15 protein-coding genes and 1 tRNA gene are annotated in these 17,883 nt (G+C 75.2%); 7 read left to right on the top strand and 9 right to left on the bottom strand.

The genetic code is table 11. The features are described from left to right. Window positions 1-91 precede the first annotated feature (91 nt). Together tmk and topA are read right to left on the bottom strand one after the other, a co-directional pair. Window positions 92-703, bottom strand: a complete 612-nt coding sequence (gene tmk / locus VEW93_12370; protein HYI62587.1) for a dTMP kinase — start codon at window positions 701-703, stop codon at window positions 92-94. A gap of 10 nt (window positions 704-713) precedes the next feature. After that, entirely contained in the window at window positions 714-3,452 is a 2,739-nt protein-coding gene (topA, locus tag VEW93_12365; GenBank protein ID HYI62586.1) for a type I DNA topoisomerase, read from the bottom strand. 105 nt (window positions 3,453-3,557) lie between these two features. Between topA and VEW93_12360 the strand changes: the two genes are divergently transcribed. Next, on the top strand, window positions 3,558-4,091 hold the full coding sequence (locus tag VEW93_12360) for a hypothetical protein (GenBank protein HYI62585.1): 534 nt from the start codon (window positions 3,558-3,560) through the stop codon (window positions 4,089-4,091). A 6-nt stretch (window positions 4,092-4,097) separates the two neighbouring features. Here VEW93_12360 and arfB read toward each other — a convergent pair whose 3' ends face one another. Continuing rightward, window positions 4,098-4,514 (bottom strand): alternative ribosome rescue aminoacyl-tRNA hydrolase ArfB, encoded by a 417-nt coding sequence (gene arfB, locus VEW93_12355; protein ID HYI62584.1) that lies wholly within the window; start codon window positions 4,512-4,514, stop codon window positions 4,098-4,100. A 51-nt stretch (window positions 4,515-4,565) separates the two neighbouring features. Here arfB and VEW93_12350 point away from each other — a divergent pair, with 51 nt between their 5' ends. Then, window positions 4,566-5,777 carry an acyl-CoA dehydrogenase family protein gene (locus tag VEW93_12350; GenBank protein ID HYI62583.1) on the top strand — a complete coding sequence of 404 codons (1,212 nt, stop codon included), beginning with the start codon at window positions 4,566-4,568 and terminating at the stop codon, window positions 5,775-5,777. A gap of 172 nt (window positions 5,778-5,949) precedes the next feature. On the opposite strand, the gene VEW93_12345 is transcribed toward VEW93_12350, so the two are convergent. Further along, window positions 5,950-6,408 carry an ATP-binding protein gene (locus VEW93_12345; protein ID HYI62582.1) on the bottom strand — a complete coding sequence of 153 codons (459 nt, stop codon included), beginning with the start codon at window positions 6,406-6,408 and terminating at the stop codon, window positions 5,950-5,952. A 45-nt stretch (window positions 6,409-6,453) separates the two neighbouring features. Continuing rightward, window positions 6,454-6,795 (bottom strand): STAS domain-containing protein, encoded by a 342-nt coding sequence (locus tag VEW93_12340; GenBank protein HYI62581.1) that lies wholly within the window; start codon window positions 6,793-6,795, stop codon window positions 6,454-6,456. Window positions 6,796-6,958: 163 nt separating this feature from the next. Here VEW93_12340 and VEW93_12335 point away from each other — a divergent pair, with 163 nt between their 5' ends. Continuing rightward, the gene (locus VEW93_12335; GenBank protein HYI62580.1) at window positions 6,959-9,259 is read left to right on the top strand and encodes a DEAD/DEAH box helicase; all 2,301 of its coding nucleotides are present in this window, start codon (window positions 6,959-6,961) and stop codon (window positions 9,257-9,259) included. 81 nt (window positions 9,260-9,340) lie between these two features. Here the strand turns inward: VEW93_12335 and VEW93_12330 are convergent, their stop codons facing one another. Next, the gene (locus tag VEW93_12330) at window positions 9,341-10,333 is read right to left on the bottom strand and encodes a glycerate kinase (GenBank protein HYI62579.1); all 993 of its coding nucleotides are present in this window, start codon (window positions 10,331-10,333) and stop codon (window positions 9,341-9,343) included. Window positions 10,334-10,460: 127 nt separating this feature from the next. Between VEW93_12330 and VEW93_12325 the strand changes: the two genes are divergently transcribed. After that, complete coding sequence (locus tag VEW93_12325) at window positions 10,461-11,828, top strand: trehalose-6-phosphate synthase (GenBank protein ID HYI62578.1); 1,368 nt, start codon at window positions 10,461-10,463, stop codon at window positions 11,826-11,828. A gap of 149 nt (window positions 11,829-11,977) precedes the next feature. Here VEW93_12325 and otsB read toward each other — a convergent pair whose 3' ends face one another. Together otsB and VEW93_12315 are read right to left on the bottom strand one after the other, a co-directional pair. Next, the gene (gene otsB, locus VEW93_12320; protein HYI62577.1) at window positions 11,978-12,730 is read right to left on the bottom strand and encodes a trehalose-phosphatase; all 753 of its coding nucleotides are present in this window, start codon (window positions 12,728-12,730) and stop codon (window positions 11,978-11,980) included. A gap of 97 nt (window positions 12,731-12,827) precedes the next feature. Then, entirely contained in the window at window positions 12,828-13,370 is a 543-nt protein-coding gene (locus VEW93_12315; protein ID HYI62576.1) for a LytR C-terminal domain-containing protein, read from the bottom strand. A 211-nt stretch (window positions 13,371-13,581) separates the two neighbouring features. On the opposite strand from VEW93_12315, the gene VEW93_12310 reads away from it, so the two are divergent. The 3 genes from VEW93_12310 (at window position 13,582) to VEW93_12300 (ending at window position 17,591) form a co-directional block, all read left to right on the top strand. Next, on the top strand, window positions 13,582-13,818 hold the full coding sequence (locus VEW93_12310) for a CsbD family protein (protein HYI62575.1): 237 nt from the start codon (window positions 13,582-13,584) through the stop codon (window positions 13,816-13,818). Between the two features lie 53 nt (window positions 13,819-13,871). Continuing rightward, on the top strand, window positions 13,872-14,894 hold the full coding sequence (locus VEW93_12305) for a hypothetical protein (protein ID HYI62574.1): 1,023 nt from the start codon (window positions 13,872-13,874) through the stop codon (window positions 14,892-14,894). A gap of 162 nt (window positions 14,895-15,056) precedes the next feature. Beyond that, window positions 15,057-17,591, top strand: coding sequence for an EAL domain-containing protein (locus VEW93_12300; GenBank protein ID HYI62573.1), 2,535 nt, complete (start codon window positions 15,057-15,059; stop codon window positions 17,589-17,591). A gap of 45 nt (window positions 17,592-17,636) precedes the next feature. On the opposite strand, the gene VEW93_12295 is transcribed toward VEW93_12300, so the two are convergent. Beyond that, window positions 17,637-17,709, bottom strand: a tRNA-Thr gene (locus VEW93_12295). Between the last annotated feature and the right edge of the window lie 174 nt (window positions 17,710-17,883).

Genomic DNA, 17,883 nt, shown 5'->3' with positions numbered 1-17,883 from the left:
TGGTGCCCCATCCCCCACCCCGCCGGGGACGGCCGCCCCGGGCCGGGTCCGGTGGCCTCTCGTCGCCGCGGTGCGGGATCGGGCGGCGGGGTCAGCCCAGGGCCAGGCGATCGGCCACCACGGCCTGCACCCGGGCGGTGACCTCGGCCACCGTGCCCCCGCCGGGCACCAACACCCACCGCTGGTCACCCTCGGCCAGGGCCCGGAAGCCGTCGGCCACCGCCCGGTGGAAGGCCGAACCGGCCTTCTCCAGGCGGTCGCGGGCCCGGCCGATGCGGGCCTGGGCCTCGGCCTCGTCCACGTCGAGCAGGACGACCAGGTCGGGCTCCAACCCGGCGGTGGCCCACAGGGACAGGCCGCGGATCTCGTCGACGGGCAGCCCCCGGCCGTGGCCCTGGTAGGCCAGCGACGAACCCAGGAAGCGGTCGGTCACCACGTGCCGGCCGGCGGCCAGGGCGGGGCGGATCACCTCGGCCACGTGCTGGGCCCGGTCGGCCGCCATGAGCAGGGCCTCGGCCCGGTCGACCAGGCCGTTCTCGTCGTGGGCCAGCACGATCTCGCGCACCCGGGCACCGATGGGCGTGCCCCCGGGCTCCCGGGTCAGCACCGCGCCCAGGTGCTCGGCCAGGATCCGGGCCTGGGTGGACTTGCCGGTGCCCTCCCCCCCCTCGAAGGCGACGAAGCGGCCCGGAGCGGTGCCCACCGCCGCCCGCTCAGTCGCCGGAAGGGGCAGCGGCCGGGGCCGCCTTCGCCGCCGGGACCTTCTCGGCCGCCGCCTTCTTGGTGGCCGACTTCTTGGCTGCCACCTTCTTGGCCGGGGCCTTCTTCTTGGTGGCCTTCTTCTTGGCCGCCTTCTTGGTGCCCTTCTTCTTGGACACCGGGCCCCGGTCGCGGCGGGCCTGGAGCAGCTCGGAGGCCCGCTCCGGGGTGATGGTCTCCACCTCGTCCTCCCGGCGGAGGCTGGCGTTGGTCTCGCCGTCGGTCACATAGGGGCCGAAGCGGCCGTCCTTCACCACCATGGGCTGCCCCGACACCGGGTCGTCCGCCCCCAGCTCCCGGAGGGGGGCGACCGGCGTGGCCCGGCCCCGCCCCTTCTTGGGCTGGGCGAAGATCCGCAGGGCCTGGTCGAGGTCGACGGTGAACATCTGCTCCTCGGCGTCCAGGCTGCGGCTGTCGTTGCCCTTCTTGATGAACGGGCCGTAGCGGCCGTTGCGGGCCGTGATCTCCTCGCCGGTGGCCGGGTCGACGCCCACCACCCGGGGCAGGGACAGGAGCCGCAGGGCCTCGTCCAGCGAGATGTCGTCGACGGTCTGGTCCTTGAGCAGCGAGGACGTCTTGGGCTTGTCCTTGGCCCCCTCCACCATCTCGCCCAGCTGGACGTACGGGCCGAAGCGGCCCGGCTTCACGTAGACCGTGAGGCCGCTCTCGGGGTCCGCCCCCAGCGGCTTGTCGCCCTTGGGGGCGGCCAGCAGCTCCAGGGCCTTGGGCACGTCGAGCTCGTCGGGGGCCAGGTCCTCGGGCACCGAGGCGGTGTCCTCGCCCCGTCGCACGTAGGGCCCGTAGCGGCCCGGCTTGACCACCACGGGGACGCCGTCGTCGTCGGCGCCGATGGTGATGGTGTTGATGGCGGCGGCGTCGATGGTCTCGAGCCCCTCCTTCACCAGCCGGTCGAGGCCGAGCTTGCTCTCGGGGGAGGGCGCCGTGGCGGTGCCGTCCCCGTCACCGTCGCCGAACCAGAACTGGCGCAGCCACGGCTCGCGCTCCAGCGAGGCGGCTGCGATCTGGTCCAGCTCGTCCTCCATGCGGGCGGTGTAGGCGTAGTCGACCAGGTCGGCGAAGTGGTCCTCCAGGAGCTGGACCACGGCGAAGGCCGTCCACGACGGGACCAGGGCGGTGCCCTTCTTCCACACGTAGCCCCGGTCCTGGATGACCTGCATGATCGAGGCGTAGGTGGACGGGCGGCCGATGCCCAGCTCCTCCAGCCGCTTCACCAGCGACGCCTCGGTGTAGCGGGCGGGGGGCGAGGTGGAGTGGCCCCGCACGTCGACCTCGGCCGCAGCCAGGGTCTGGCCCTCCTGCAGGTTGGGCAGCAGGCTCTCCCGGTCGTCGAGCTGGGCGTCGGGATCGTCCGCCCCCTCGACGTAGGCCCGCATGTAGCCGGGGAACAAGATGGTGCGACCCGAGGCCGCCCACTCGGTGGCCGTCGGCGAGGGCGCCCCGGCCTCGGCCGAGTCTGCGGTGAGGCGCACGGCCAGGCTGCGGCCCCGGGCGTCGGACATCTGGCAGGCCACGGTGCGCTTCCACACCAGGTCGTAGAGGGCCAGGGCATCGCTGCGCAGCTCGCCCCGGAGCGACTCGGGGGTGCGGAAGGTCTCGCCCGCCGGACGGATGGCCTCGTGGGCCTCCTGGGCGTTCTTGACCTTGCGGGCGTAGGTGCGGGGGGCCTTGGGCAGGTAGTCGGGCCCGTAGAGCGACTGGATCTGCGAGCGGGCCGCGGCCACCGCCGTCTCCGACAGGTTGGTGGAGTCGGTCCGCATGTAGGTGATGTAGCCACCCTGGTAGAGCTCCTGGGCCACCCGCATGACCTGGGCCGCCGACATGCGCAGCTTGCGGCCCCCCTCCTGCTGGAGGGTCGAGGTCATGAACGGCGGCTTGGGGCGGGACGTGAAGGGCCGCTCCTCCACGCTGCTGACCGTGAAGGTCGCGCCCCGGAGGCCGTCGCGCAGGGCGGTGGCCCGCACCTCGTCGAGCACGACCACGCCGTCGCGGCCCACGGTGCCGGAGGCGTCGAAGTCGCGACCCTGGGCCACGCGGGCGTCGCCCACGCCGACCAGGGTGGAGCCGAACGCCGGGTCGGAGGAGGTGAAGGTGGCGCTCAGGTCCCAGTAGGCGGCCGACCGGAAGGCCATGCGCTCCCGCTCGCGCTCGACCACCAGGCGCACCGCCGGGCTCTGCACCCGGCCGGCCGAGAGCCCGTGGTTGACCTTGCGCCACAGGACGCTGGAGACCGGGTAGCCGAACAGCCGGTCGACGATGCGGCGCGACTCCTGGGCGTTGACCAGGCCCATGTCGATCTCGCGCCACTGGTCCACGGCCTGCTCGATGGCCCCGCGGGTGATCTCGTGGAACACCATCCGCTTCACCGGGATGCGGGGCTTGAGCTCCTCCAGGAGGTGCCAGCTGATGGCCTCGCCCTCGCGGTCCTCGTCCGTGGCCAGGTAGAGCTCGTCCGCGTCCTTGAGCGCCGCCTTCAACCTCCGGATGACGTCCTTCTTGCCCGGATAGACCTCGTAGGTGGGGGTGAACCCGTGGTCGATGTCGATGCCCAGGCCCTTGGACGGCAGGTCGCGGATGTGCCCGATCGACGACTCCACGACGAAGTCGTCGCCGAGGATCCCCTCGATCGTGCGCGCCTTGGCGGGTGACTCGACGATCACCAGAGACCTAGCCATACGCGGGGAAGGGTACGGGTGCCGTCCGTCGCCTTGTCAAGCACGGGGTGCGCGGGGAGGGTCACGGCGCGCCGTGATCGGGCCGGCGTCGGCTAGGAATCGGGCATGCCGGCGCCCCGCCCCCACCCCGACGAGATCGTGGTCAGCACCTCGCCCACGGTCCGCCGCCGGCGCGAGGCGCGCCTGCTGGTCCTGGTGGTGGCCGCCTCCCTGCCCCTGGCCCTCATCCTCTGGCTGATCGTCAACCCGGCCGTGGCCGCCCTGTTCGTGGCGGCGTGGACGCTGTTCTTCTGGTTCGGCATCCGTCGCCGCGGCGAACCGGTCCTCCGCCTCTCGCCCGACGGCATCTCGTACGAGCCCGGCCAGTTCCACATCCGGTGCACGTGGGCCGACGTCGACGCCCTGGGCCCCGTCGACCTGCCCGACGGCCGGGTCGAGGCCCTGATCCTCTCCGAGGGCCACCTGCACTGGGCCACCGACGCGGCCATGCGCCGGCAGGTCCAGGCCCGGGGCTGGGACCGCATCGTGCCCATCGGCTCCTTCGAGCCCGAGTGGGAGTGGGGCCGCATCGGCACCGCCTTCCGCCAGTGGGCCCCCTGGGTGTTCGAGCTGGAACCTCCCGACGCGCCCCGGCCCTGAGCGCTCCTACTCCTCGGGGGCGGGGCGGCGGCGGGAGGACTTGCGCTCGGACTGCTGGCGCTTCCCGGCCAGCCGCCGCTCCTTGCTCCCCCGCGACGGCCGGGTCCGCACCCGGGGCCGGGGCGGGACCAGCGCCTCCCGGAGGGCGGCGGCCAGGCGCTCCCGAGCCAGCTCGCGGTTGCGGGCCTGGCTGCGCTCGTCGTCGGCCACCACCCGCAGGGCCGGCCCCAGCCGGCCCGTCACCCGCCGCTTCTGGGCCGGGCTGAGCGCCGAGGAGGAGGCCACGTCGAAGCGGAGCTCCACCCGGGTGCTGGCCTTGTTGGCGTGCTGGCCGCCGGGGCCGCCCGAGGTGGTGAAGGCCTCCACCAGCTCCCACCCGGGCACGGTGACCCGGTCGTCCACCCGGAGGTCGTCGGCGGCCATGGGCCCCATCGTCCCACCCCGGCCCGACCACCGAGGGCCTACCGTCCGGCCATGGACTTCGCCTTCTCCCCCACCTGCGAGCGCCTCCGCACCGAGCTCCTGGCCTTCATGGACGAGCACGTGCTCCCGGCCGAGGCCACCTTCGAGGCCCAGCTGGCCGAGGGCGGCGATCCCCACGGCCACCCCCCGGTGATGGAGGAGCTGAAGGCCGAGGCCCGCCGCCGGGGCCTGTGGAACCTGTTCCTCCCTCACCGCACCCAGTGGACCGAGGGCCTCTCGAACGTCGACTACGCCCCCTTGGCCGAGGTCATGGGCCGCTCCGGCATCGCCTCGGAGGCCTGCAACTGCTCGGCCCCCGACACCGGGAACATGGAGGTTCTGACCATGTTCGGCACCGACGAGCAGAAGGAGCGCTGGCTCCAGCCCCTGCTGGAGGGCGAGATCCGCTCCGCCTTCGCCATGACCGAGCCGGCGGTGGCCTCCAGCGACGCCACCAACATCGAGTGCCGCATCCGCCGAGACGGCGACGACTACGTGATCGACGGTCGGAAGTGGTGGATCTCGGGGGCCATGTCCGAGCGGTGCGAGGTCTTCGTGCTGATGGGCAAGACCGACCCCGACGCCCCCCGGCACCTCCAGCAGTCGCAGGTCCTGGTCCCGGTGGACACGCCGGGTGTCACCGTCGAGCGCAACCTGACCGTGTTCGGCTACACCGACGTCGAGGGCCACGCCGAGATCACCTTCGACGGGGTGCGGGTGCCGGCCACCAACGTGCTGGGCGAGGAGGGCGGCGGCTTCGCCATCGCCCAGGCCCGCCTGGGCCCGGGTCGCATCCACCACTGCATGCGCTGCATCGGGGCCGCCGAGCGGGCCCTGGAGCTGATGGTGCGCCGGGTGCAGAGCCGGGTGGCCTTCGGGAGGCCCCTGGCCGAGCAGGGCGTCATCCGGGAGTGGATCGCCGATTCCCGCATGGAGATCGAGCAGGCCCGCCTGCTGACCATGAAGGCGGCGTGGCTGATGGACACGGTGGGCAACAAGGGGGCGGCCACCGAGATCTCGGCCATCAAGGTGGTGGTGCCGAACATGGCCCTGCGGGTCATCGACCGCGCCATCCAGGCCCACGGGGCCATGGGCGTGGGGCCGGACACCGCCCTGCCCCGGCTCTACGCCGGCATCCGCACCCTGCGCCTGGCCGACGGGCCCGACGAGGTCCACCGCCGCCAGGTGGCCAAGCGGGAGCTGGGCCGGCACCCGGTGGCCTGACCCGCCACCACCGCCTCAGGACCATCCCCGTCCTCCGCGCCATCCGTTCTGAGGCGCCAGGGGCGACCGGAGCGTGCGGTGGCGCCCCAGAACCGCGGAGGTCCGCTTCTGAGGCGCCAGGGCCCGTGGACACGGGCCGGGGCGCCTCAGAACGGGAGCGGGCCCGCAGCGGTCAGCGGCTGGGGGTGGCGGCGTGGAGGGCCACCCGGACCAGGGTGCCCTCGGCCCCGGAGCGGATCTCGGACTCGTCGGAGAGGGCCCGGATCAGGGGCAGGCCCAGGCCCCGCTCGAAGCGCAGGCGGGCCGGGTCGGACGCTGCCGGCAGGGCCTCGAGGTCCTCGGGGTCGAACCCGGCCCCGGTGTCGGACACCAGCACCTCGACCTGGGCGTCGCTCAGGCGGCACTCGACGGTGATCATGGGGATGCGGCCCCGGTCGTCGAGGGGGGCGTGGCGCTCGGCCATGGCCTCCATGGCGTTGGTGCAGGCCTCGGACACGATGACCCGCAGGTCGTCGACCCGCTCGTCGTCCAGCAGGGGGTCGATCCGGGCCGTGCCGGCCACCACCATGCGCACCAGGGCCAGGTACTCCGGGAGGGCGGGGACCTCCAGGCGGACGACGTCGGCCCTCACCGCGTCACTCCGGCGGTGGGGGAGAGCACGGCCGGGGGGGTCGGGTCAGCCGACGCTGGTGGCGTCGTCGACGCTGCGGTGGATGGTGAACACCTTGGTCAACCCGGTGATCTCGAAGACCTTGAGGATGCGGGGACCGGTGCACACCAGGGCCAGGTCGCCGTCGTTGGTGCGCACCCGCTTGAGCGCCCCGACCAGGACGCCCAGGCCGGTGGAGTCGATGAAGTCCACCTGCTCGAGGTCGACCACGATGCGGGTCCGGCCCTCGCCCACCAGGCCCACCAGCCGCTCCCGCAACCGGGGCGCGGTGGCCACGTCGACCTCCCCGGACACGGACAGGACCGCCCAGGCGTCCCGCTCCACGACCTCCAAGCCCAGCTCGATCACGTCCTGCTCCTCCGGGGCCGGGCCCCTGACCACTGCACGTCGGCGCCACGGTACACCGCAGGCCCGGTCGCCCCGGTTGGACAGGGGTGTAGTTACGGGGATGTCGTTAGCATCGGGGGCGGACCGGTGTTCGCCCGACCCGCCGGCCCGCCCGGGACCCGCCGTGACGCTGCTCGTCGATGCCCACCCCGACTCGCTGCTCGACGTGCTGGACGGGCGCGCCGAGGGCCTGGTCCACGTGGAGCGCCTGGCCGCCCGCCCGGCCCGGCACGGCGCGCTGGCCACGCCCCTCCCCGACCGGGTGGCCGGCCACGTGGCCCACCCGCTGTGGTCCCACCAGGCCGAGGCCATCGACCGGGCCCGGGCCGGTCACCACGTGGCCATCGCCACCGGCACCGCCTCGGGCAAGTCGCTCTGCTTCCAGCTCCCCATCGCCGAGGCGGTCAGCGCCCCCATCGCCGCCGGCACCGCCCTGCTGGTGGGCCCGACCAAGGCCCTGGCCCAGGACCAGCTCCGGGCCCTGGCCGCCCTGGGCGTCGATGGGCTGGTGGCCACCACCTACGACGGCGACAGCTCGCCCGAGCAGCGCACCTGGGCCCGCCAGCACGCCAACGTGCTCCTGACCAACCCGGAGATGCTGCACTGCGGCCTGCTGCCCCACCACGACCGCTGGGCCACGTTCCTGCACCGCCTGCGCTACGTGGTGGTCGACGAGCTCCACACCTTCCGGGGCGTGTTCGGCAGCCACGTGGCCCACGTGCTGCGCCGGCTCCGCCGCCTGTGCGCCCGCTACGGCTCGGACCCCACGTTCGTGTTCGCCTCGGCCACCATCGGCGACCCGGCCGGGTTGGCCTCCGCCCTGTGCGGGGCCCCGGTGGAGGCCGTCACCGACGACGGCTCGCCCCGGGGCGAGCGGGTCGTGGCCCTGTGGAGCCCGCCGCTGCTCGACGCCGGCACCGGGGCCCGGGTGTCGTCGCACAAGGTCACCGCCGGCCTGCTGGCCGACCTGGTCACCGCCGGCCACCGGACCATCGCCTTCTGCCGGAGCCGGCGGGGCACCGAGGTGGTGGCGGCCGACGCCCAGCGCCGCCTGCCCCCCGACCTGGCCGGGGCCGTCCGCCCCTACCGGGGGGGCTACCTGGCCTCGGAGCGCCGGGAGATCGAGGCCGCCCTGTTCGGGGGCAGTTTGCGAGGCGTGGTGGCCACCTCGGCCCTGGAGCTCGGGGTCGACGTGGGCGGGCTGGACGCCTGCGTGCTCGACGGCTTCCCCGGCACCATCGCCTCGCTGTGGCAGCAGGCGGGCCGGGCCGGGCGCCACCAGCAGCGCTCCCTGGCCGTGCTGGTGGCCGGCGACGACGCCCTCGACCAGTACCTGGTGGCCCACCCCGACGAGGTCTTCACCCGGCCCCCGGAGCCGGCGGTGGTGAACCCGTCCAACCCCTACGTCCTCGACGCCCACCTGGCCTGCGCGGCCTACGAGACGCCGCTGTCGCCGGCCGATGAGCGCTGGTGGGGCGACGACCTGGCCGAGGGGGTGCGGCGCCTGGTGCTGGACGAGCGGCTCCGCATCCGGGCCGCGGCCCGGATGGGCTCTCGGTTCGACGACGGCCCCCGGGCGGTGTGGGCGGCCCGGGGCTACCCGTCCCACGGCGTCGGGCTGCGCAGCGGCGGCGGGCGGGAGGTCCGCATCGTGCGGGGCGACGGGTCGCTGGTGGGCACGGTGGACGAGGGCCGGGCCCCCGAGGTCGTCCACCCCGGGGCCGTCTACCTCCACCAGGGCACGGCCTGGAAGGTCGACCGCCTCGACCTGGACGACGCCGCCGCCTGGGTGGAGCGCACCGACGGGCGCGAGGCCACCCAGGCCCGCTCCACCGTCCAGATCCGGGTGCTGGACGACGAGGTGTCCCGCCCCGTGGGCGCCGCCCGGCTGCACCTGGGCGTCGTCGAGGTGACCTCGCAGGTCACCGGCTACCAGCGCCGGGACGTGGCCAGCGGCGAGGCCCTGGGCACCATGGACCTGGAGCTGCCCCCGTCCCGGCTGGTGACGCGGGCCTTCTGGTACGCCTTCGACGTGGGCCTCCTGCGGCGGGCCGGCCTGCCCACCTCGGCCTGGCCCGGCACCCTGCACGCGGCCGAGCACTGCGCCATCGGCATGCTGCCGCTGTTCACCATCTGCGACCGCTGGGACGTGGGCGGTGTGTCCACGCCGTGGTCCCCGGACGTGGGCGGCCCGGCGGTGTTCGTCTACGACGGCTACCCGGGCGGGGCCGGCATCGCCGAGCTGGGCTACCAGGCCGCCCACCGGCACCTGGCCGCCACCCTGGAGACCCTGCGCCGCTGCCCCTGCACCTCCGGGTGCCCGTCGTGCGTGCAGTCCCCCAAGTGCGGCAACCTCAACGAGCCCCTGGACAAGGCGGGCGCCATCGCCCTCCTCACCGCCACCCGCCTCCCCGACCCGACCTGACCTCCCCTCCGGGACGGGACGCCGTGTCAGCCGGCGGCGAGCCCGGAGCGGTCACCGGTGGTGCGCAGTGGGTGATCGCGCTCAGGACCCGAGGGCGCGGAGGTGGTCAGCCACCACGGATTCCACGGCGGCCGCGGTGTCGGCGTGGGCCCGCTCATCGCCCACCTGCTCCACCAGCGACACGGCGTCGACCCGGCCGCCGGCCCCGTCGAAGACCTGGCCGGCCACCACCAGCACCGGCACCGACAGGGCGGCGGCCATCTCGACCACGCCGCCCACGGCCTTGCCCTCGAAGGACTGCTCGTCGAGGAAGCCCTCCCCGGTGACCACCAGGTCGGCGCCCTCGATCTGCTCGTCCAGGCCCAGCTCGTCGGCCACCAGGTCGAAGCCCGGCACCAGCTCGGCCCCGATGGCGGCCAGGCCCCCGGCCAGGCCCCCGGCGGCACCGCTGCCCTCCAGGGCGGTCACGTCCCGGCCGTGGTCCTCCTCGTACACCTGGGCCAGGCGCTCCAGGCGCCGGCGCAGCAGCTCCACCTCGGCCGCGGTCGCCCCCTTCTGGGGCCCGAACACGGCGGCAGCGTCGAGGAACCGGGTGCGCACGTCGCAGGCCACCACCAACTCGATGCCGCGCATCCGGGGCACCGGGTGCAGGGCCCGCAGCGCCCCCAGGCCGCCGTCGGTGGTGGCCGACCCCCCGACGGCCACGATCACCCGCCGGGCCCCCAGCTCCACCGCGGCCCCGATCAGCTCGCCGGTGCCGTAGGTCGAGGCCGACAGGGCGTCGTTGCCCTCCGCCCCCCCGACCAGCTCCAGGCCCGAGGCCCGGGCCGACTCCACCACCGCGGTGCCCCGGTGGAGGCGCCAGCAGGCCTCGACCGGGTCGCCCAGCGGGTCGGTCACCAGGGTGGTGCGGTTGGCGCCGCCCAGGGCGTCGAGGGTGCCCTCGCCCCCGTCGGCCACCGGCACCTCGTCGCAGTCCCAGCCCGCGGCCCGCGCCGCGCGGCCCACGGCCGCCGCCACGTCGGCGGCGCTGGCCGTGCCCCGGAACTTGTCGGGTGCGGCGACGACGCGCATGGGCGCAGTCTCGCGGCTGGGGGCCGGGGCCGGGCCGCCGTCCCGATGCCGGCGGTCCGCCGGCCGCAACCCGGCCGCTCCGTCGCCTCGCGCCGCGGCCCCGCCGGCCACCACTACCGTCGGGCCCGTGGCCGAGCGACCCGTGGTGATCGTCTCCAACCGGGGGCCGGTGAGCTTCCGCCGGGACGAGCACGGCGCGCTGGTGGGCCGGCGGGGCGCCGGCGGGCTGGTCTCCGGCCTGGCCCCCCTCGTGGCCGGCAGCGACGCGCTCTGGATCGCCGCCGCCCTGAGCGACGACGACCGGGCCGCCGCCGCCGAGGGCGTGGTCGAGGCCGGGGGGCTGCGCGTCCAGGTCCTGGCCCCCGACCGATCGGACCTCGGCCTGGCCTACGACGTGGTCAGCAACGAGACGCTGTGGTTCGCCCACCACGGCATGCTCGACCACTACCGGACCCCCACCTTCGACCGGGCCTGGTACGAGGCGTGGGACGCCTTCGGCCGGGTCAACGCGGCCTTCGCCGCCGCGGTGGCCGAGGCCGCCCCCCGCGACGCCGCCGTCCTGGTGCAGGACTACCACCTCCCCCTGGTGGGCCCGGCGCTGGCCGCCGAGCGGCCCGACCTGCGGTGCGTCCACTTCAGCCACACGCCCTTCGCCCGGCCGGCCGAGCTGGCCGTCCTGCCCGAGGCGGTGAGGGCCGTCCTCCTGGGCGGCATGGCGGCCCACCGGGCGTGCGGCTTCCACTCCGAGCGGTGGGCCGGCGCGGCCCGGGGCGCGGCCCGGGCCGTGGGCCACGACCTGGCCACCTTCGTCGCCCCACTGGGCCCCGACCCCGACGACCTGGCCGCCACCGCCGGCTCCGAGGCCTGCGTCGCCGCCGGGGCCGAGCTGGACGAGCTGGTCGGGGACCGCCTGTTCCTGGTGCGGGTCGACCGCATCGAGCTGTCCAAGAACATCCAGCGCGGCTTCCTGGCCTACGACCACCTGCTGGAGGCCCATCCCGAGTGGCGGGAGCGGGTGACCTTCGGGGCCTTCGTCTACCCGTCGCGCCAGGACGTGCCCGCCTACCGGCACTACCGCGAGGACGTGGAGGCCACCATCGACCGGGTCAACGAGCGGTGGGGCACGGCCGGCTGGCAGCCCATCGCCTACGACCCCACCGACGACTACCCCCGATCCGTCGCCGCCCTCCGCCGGGCCGACGCCGTGCTGGTGAACCCGGTGCGCGACGGCCTGAACCTGGTGGCCAAGGAGGCGCCCCTCCTGTCGGACCGGGACGCCGTCCTCCTCCTCAGCGCCGGCGCCGGGGCGTGGGACGAGCTGGAGGGGGCGGCCCTGGCCGTCGACGCCTGGGACGTGGTGGCCGCCGGCGAGGCCCTGCACCGGGCCCTCTCGATGGGCCGGGCCGAGCGGGCCGAGCGGGCCGCGGACCTCCGCCGCCGGGTCACCCGGCACTCACCGGCCACGTGGCTGGCGGCCCAGCTGGACCAGGCCTGAGCGAGCACCCGGCCGGCCGGCCAACCCAGCACGGAACTGCCCGACATCCCGGCACATCCATGCCCGGTTCGGGGACGCGCCCAACCCAGCACGGAACTGCCCGACATCCCGGCACATCCGTGCCCGGTCGGGGGGGTCGGCGGCCGGTCTCAGAGGAGCGAGCGGAGCCAACCGATGGCCCCCTCGGGGCCCGCGACGCGCACGTCGGACCGGGCCAGCAGCTCGGGGGCCGACTCGGGGCTCTCGACCCCGACCTTGACCGTCGGCATCCCCCCCTTCTCGCGCAGGCGGTCCAGGGCGTCGAAGGCGGCCAGGTCGCCGACGTCGTCACCCAGGAAGCAGGCCGCGTCGCACCCGCGGGCCAGGTCCTCGACCACCACGCCCTTGTCCGGCGTCTCGGGCGGGTGCATCTCGATCGACAGGCGGGCCGGGCGGGCGGTGAGGGCGTGGCTGGCGGCCACCTCGTGGGCCAGGGCCTTCACCTCGGCCTCCAGCTCGGGCCGCCGGCGGTAGTGGACGGTGAGGGACAGGCGCTTGAGCTCGACCACCACCCCGGCCGGGGCCCGGCCCTCCAGCTCGGCGCCGGCCTGCGCCACCGGGGTGACCCAGCGCCGGGTCTCGGGCAGGTCGGTCACCGTGCCGTGGGCCCGTTGCTCCAGGCCGTAGAGGCCCGACAGGTGGATGCGGGGGTCGGGCAGGTGCCGGGCCAGCACCTCGACCGGGCGGCCGGAGACCACGCCCACCACCGCGGCCCGGTCGACCAGGGCCAGGAGCACGTCCACGGCGCCGGGGGCCGGCACCGCGGCCGCCGGGTCGTCGACCACGGCCGAGAGGGTGCCGTCGAAGTCGGTCAGGATGGCGGCGCGGCCCAGCCGGGCCCGCAGGTCGCTCGCCGAAGGCATGGCGCCCATCATGGAGCGTCAGGCCCCCGTCGCCGACATCTGGGCCGGTGGCCGGTGGAGCCCCCGCCGGGGTGGGCCGGGCGCACCTCGCCGGTGGCTAGGAGGCGTAGTCGGTGCCCAGCACCACCACGATGTCGGCCCGCTCGTCGCCGGTCCCGAGGGGCTCGGCCGGCTTGGCCGCCACGATGGCGTTGGGCAGGGTCAGCACACCCCTCATGGCCTCGGCGTCGGCCTCGAAGCCGGCGGCGGCGTAGATGGTGGTGGTGTCGGTGGACGCCGCGGCATCGGCGGGCGGCAGAGCCTCGTAACCCCCGGCGGACGCCTTGTCGCTGAACTCCCGGGCGATGCCCGGGATGCGATCCGGCGTGCCGTTGAACACGACGACGGCCACCAGGGCCGGGTCCTGGGTGCCGGTGGGGCCCTCGGGCACCGAGCTGGTCTCGATGGGGTCCAGGGCGCCGTCGGAGCTGGTGGTGGCGCCGAACTCCGTGGTGGTGGTGTCCCGAGTGGTGGTGGTGGCCGCGTCCTCGTCGCCCGTCCCGCTGCGCCACAGCAGGGCCAGGCCGATCACGATGGCGACGACCAGGACCACCGCGCCCCGGATGGTGGCGTCGTCGCGCCCTCGGGCCGGCGCCGTCACCGGCCGGTCCCCGCAGGGGCCGCCAGGGCTGCGGAGCGGGGCCCGGGCCGGGCGTCGCGCCGACGGTCTCGCTCGGTCAGGGACACGGATCCAACGTCGCTCACGACCCGAGAGCCTAGGCAGCCCCGTCCCGGGACACGCGGCAACGACGTTTGGCCCCCCTCGGCGCCGGGCAGCGGTCATCGTCCCCCACCCACCCCGAGGAGCACCCATGTCTGGATCCGACTCAGGCCCCGAGGCCGGCGCCAAGGGCGTCGTCGAAGGGGTCAAGGGCACCGCCAAGGAGGTCGCCGGAGCCGTCACCGGCAACGAGGACCTCGAGCGCGAGGGCGAGGCCCAGCAGGACAAGGCCCACGCCCAGCGCGACGTGGCCCGCAAGGAGGCCCAGGCCGACGCGGCCCGGGCCGAGGCCGAGGGCCACGAGGCCGAGGAACGGGCCCACCAGTAGGGCGCGTCCACCGGGGCCGGGGCAGCGTCGCTCCCGCCCCGGTGGCCCCGGCCATGGCTTCCTCCCGCCTCGACGACCCGGCCCAGGCGGCCCAGGACGCCGGGCTCCGCTACGCCTCCGACACCGCCCCCGGCCTGCGCCGCCTCCGGCGAGGCCGGGGGTTCTCCTACGTCGACCCCGAGGGCCGGCCGGTGGGCGCCGAGGAGCGGGCCCGCATCGCCGCCCTGGCCATCCCCCCGGCCTGGACCGACATCTGGATCAACCCCGATCCTCGGGGCCACCTGCTGGCCACCGGCCGGGACGACCGGCGCCGCAAGGTGTACCGCTACCACGACCGCTGGCGGGAGGTCCGCGACGCGGCCAAGTTCGACCGCCTGGCCGACTTCGCCGAGGCCCTGCCCGACCTGCGCGGCGAGGTCGAGGGCGACCTCGGCCGGCGGGGCCTCCCCCCCGAGAAGGTGGTGGCCCTGGTGGTGCGGCTGCTGGACGACACCCTGGTCCGGGTGGGCAACGAGCGCTACGCCGAGGACAACGAGAGCTTCGGGCTCACCACGCTGCGCACCGAGCACGCCGACATCCACGGGGCCACCGTCGAGCTGGACTTCGTGGGCAAGTCCGGGGTGGCCCAGCGGGTGGCGCTCCACGACGCCCGTCTGGCCCGCCTGGCCAAGCGGTGCCACGAGCTGCCCGGCAAGCACCTCTTCGCCTACGTCGACGACGACGGCACGGCCCGGCCCGTCACCTCGGCGGAGGTGAACGACTACCTGCGGGACCGCATGGGGCCCGAGGTCAGCGCCAAGGACTTCCGCACCTGGGGCGGGACGACGGCGGCGGCCGCCTGCCTGGCCCACCCGTGCCCTGACGACCAGCCCTGCGAGGGCCTGGTCCGGACCTCGTTCGAGGAGGCGGCCGCCCTCCTGGGCAACACCCCCACCGTCTGCCGCACCTGCTACGTCCACCCCACGGTGCCCGACGGCTACCGGGACGGCAGCCTGGCCGAGGCGTGGAAGGGGGCCCGGGCCACCCCGTCCATGGCCCGTTCGGAGCAGGCCGTCCGCCGACTCCTCACCCCTTAGGACCACGGCCGGGCGCCCACGAGCGGTCGCTCCCACTCTTTGGCGGGTGTTGGCGCGGAACCCTGGATCGGGGGGCGGACGCGCCGATGGGCCCCGCGACGGTGACTGCCGCCCTCGCCGAGTCCATGACACGCACCCCCATGACACGCACCGGAGGACCACGTGACCGCCGCTGCCCATGACCACGCCAGCCTGGCCGGCCAGCTGGCCGAGGCCGAGGAGCGCTTCACCCTGGCCTTCGAGGCCGCCCCCATCGGCAAGGCCCTCGTCGCCCCCGACGGCCGGTGGCTCCGGGTCAACCCCGCCCTGTGCCGCATCCTCGGCTACACGGAGGAGGAGCTTCGGGGCCTCACCTTCCAGGACGTCACCCACCCCGACGACCTGGAGAGCGACCTGGACCTCGTCCACCAGGTGATCGCCGGGCTCATCCCCCGGTACGCCATCGAGAAGCGCTACATCCGCCGCGACGGCCGGGTGGTGCGGGCCCAGCTCGACGTGGCCCTGGTGCGCGACGAGCTCGGCCACCCGCTCTACTTCATCTCCCAGGTCCAGGACATCACCGCCCGCACCGCCATGGTGGCCGCCCTGGCCCGGGCCGAGCGGACCCAGCGGGCCAGCCTCGACGCCCTGGAGCAAGGGGTGGTCCTGGCCACCGTGGACGGGGAGGTCGAGGTGGCCAACCCCGCCGCCGAGCGCATCCTGGGGATGACCCGGGAGGAGATGGCGGCGCGCTTCCTCTCGGCCGACTGGGTCACCTACGCGGCCGACGGCCACCGGCTCCACCCCGACGAGCGGCCCGTGCTGGTCACCTTCGCCACCGGGCAACCGGTCCACGAGCAGATCGTCGGCTCGCTGCACCCCGACGGCCGGGTCCGCCAGCTCCGGGTCAGCACCCAACCGGTGCGTGACGCCGAGGGCGCCGTCACCGCCGTGGTCGTCGCCTTCGCCGACATCACCGAGCAGCGCGAGGCCGAACGGGCCCGCACCGAGGCCGAGCGGGCCCTGCGGGCCACCAACGCCTGGTACGCGGCCCTGGTCGAACGCAGCTCCGACATCATCTGCGTGCTGGAGAGCACCGGCCACATCCGCTACGTCAGCCCCGCCGGCACCGCCCTGTGGGGGGCGAGCCTGGAGGAGGCCCAGGGCCGGGCCTTCTCCGAGGTCATCCACCCCGAAGACCGCGACGCGGTCCGGGCCACCTACATCGACCTGGTCGACCACCCCGGCCAGGCCCGCACCGCCGCCTGCCGCATCCGGACCAGCCGATCGACCTACCGGCAGGTCGAGATCGTGGCCACCAACCGCCTCGACGACCCCGACGTGGCCGGCATCGTGGCCAACGTGCGGGACGTCACCGAGCGGGCCGAGGCCGCCGCCCGCCTGGCCTGGCAGGCCTACCACGACCCCCTGACCGGCCTGCCCAACCGGGCCCTGCTGAACGACCGCCTGGGGCCGGCGGTGGAGCGCAGCCGCCGAAGGGGCGAGCGGCTGGCCGTCCTGTTCATCGACGTGGACCGGTTCAAGGTGGTCAACGACACCCTCGGGCACGATGCCGGCGACCAGCTCCTGGTCGAGCTGGCCGAGCGCCTGGTCCAGGCCGTGCGGGGCGGCGACACCGTGGCCCGCCTGGGTGGCGACGAGTTCCTCGTCGTCACCGAGACGGCGACCGGGACCGACGACATCACCCGCATGGCCGAGCGGGTGGGGGCCGCCCTGTCCCGGCCCGTGGCCCTGGCCCAGGGCGAGGTCCGGGTGTCGTCGTCCATCGGCATCGCCTTCGACGCCGGCGGCGACCCGGGCGCCCTCCTGCGCGACGCCGACATCGCCCTCTACCGGGCCAAGGAGAAGGGCCGGGACCGCTACGAGATCTTCGACGACTCGCTCCGGGTGGCCGCCCTGCACCGCCTCGGCGTCGAGCAGGACCTCCGCGACGCGCTGGCCGGCCACGCCCTCGACGTGCACTTCCAGCCGGTGGTCGACCTCGACACGGCCACCGTGCTGGGGGCCGAGGCCCTGCTCCGCCTGCCCGACGGCCACGGCGGCCTGCGGGCCCCGGCCGAGCACGTGGCCGTGGCCGACGAGTCGGGCCTGATCGTGCCCATCGGGGCCGTGGTGCTGGACCGGGCCTGCGCCGCCCTGGCCCGGTGGCGAGTCGAGCTGGGGACCGACGCCCCGGGCCACGTGGCCGTCAACATCGCCGGGCGCCAGCTCGGCTCCCCGGACCTGGCCGACGCCGTGGACCGGGTCACCGCCACCCACGGCCTGGCCCCCTGCGACCTGGTCCTGGAGCTCACGGAGTCGACCGTGATCGGGGCCGACCGGGCCACGCTCCGCACCGTCGAGCGACTGGACGAGATGGGGGCCCGGCTGGCCATCGACGACTTCGGCACCGGCTACAGCAGCCTGGCCTACCTCAAGCGCTTCCCCATCCGCATCGTCAAGATCGACCGGACCTTCGTCGCCGGCCTGGGCACCGACCGGAGCGACACCGAGATCGTGCGGGCCGTGGTCTCCCTGGGCGACGCCCTCGGGCTCGACGTGGTGGCCGAGGGCATCGAGACGCCGGCCCAGCTGGCCGCCGTCCGCGACCTCGGGTGCCGGCAGGGCCAGGGCTACCTGCTGGCCCGCCCGGCCCCGGCCGACCACCTCCCGGCCCAGCGGGCCACGGTGGCGGCCGCCCTGGGCCACGCCCCCTGAGGGGACGGGGCGCCGGGACGTGCCGGTGCGCGTGGATCTGGTCCGAGCCGGGTGCCGGGTTCGAACCGACGACATCTTCCTTACAAGGGAAGCGCTCTACCATCTGAGCTAACCCGGCGAGCCGCCGCGAGGAGGGTGGGGGGCGCGCCCACGGTACCTAGTTCGCCGCGCCACAGCCCCAGCCCTCCACCCCGCCGGTGCGGCGCGACGAGGGCCCCGGGCATGGGTAGCGTGGGGCCTCCGCAGCACCCAGCCGGTGCCCCGTCGAGCCCGATCGCAGTCTCCTCGGCAC

The organism is Acidimicrobiales bacterium (genome assembly GCA_035630295.1).
GTDB lineage: Bacteria > Actinomycetota > Acidimicrobiia > Acidimicrobiales > Iamiaceae > Iamia.
The sequence above is the reverse complement of the archived record's forward strand: the minus strand, read 5'-3'. Positions and strand labels throughout refer to the sequence as shown.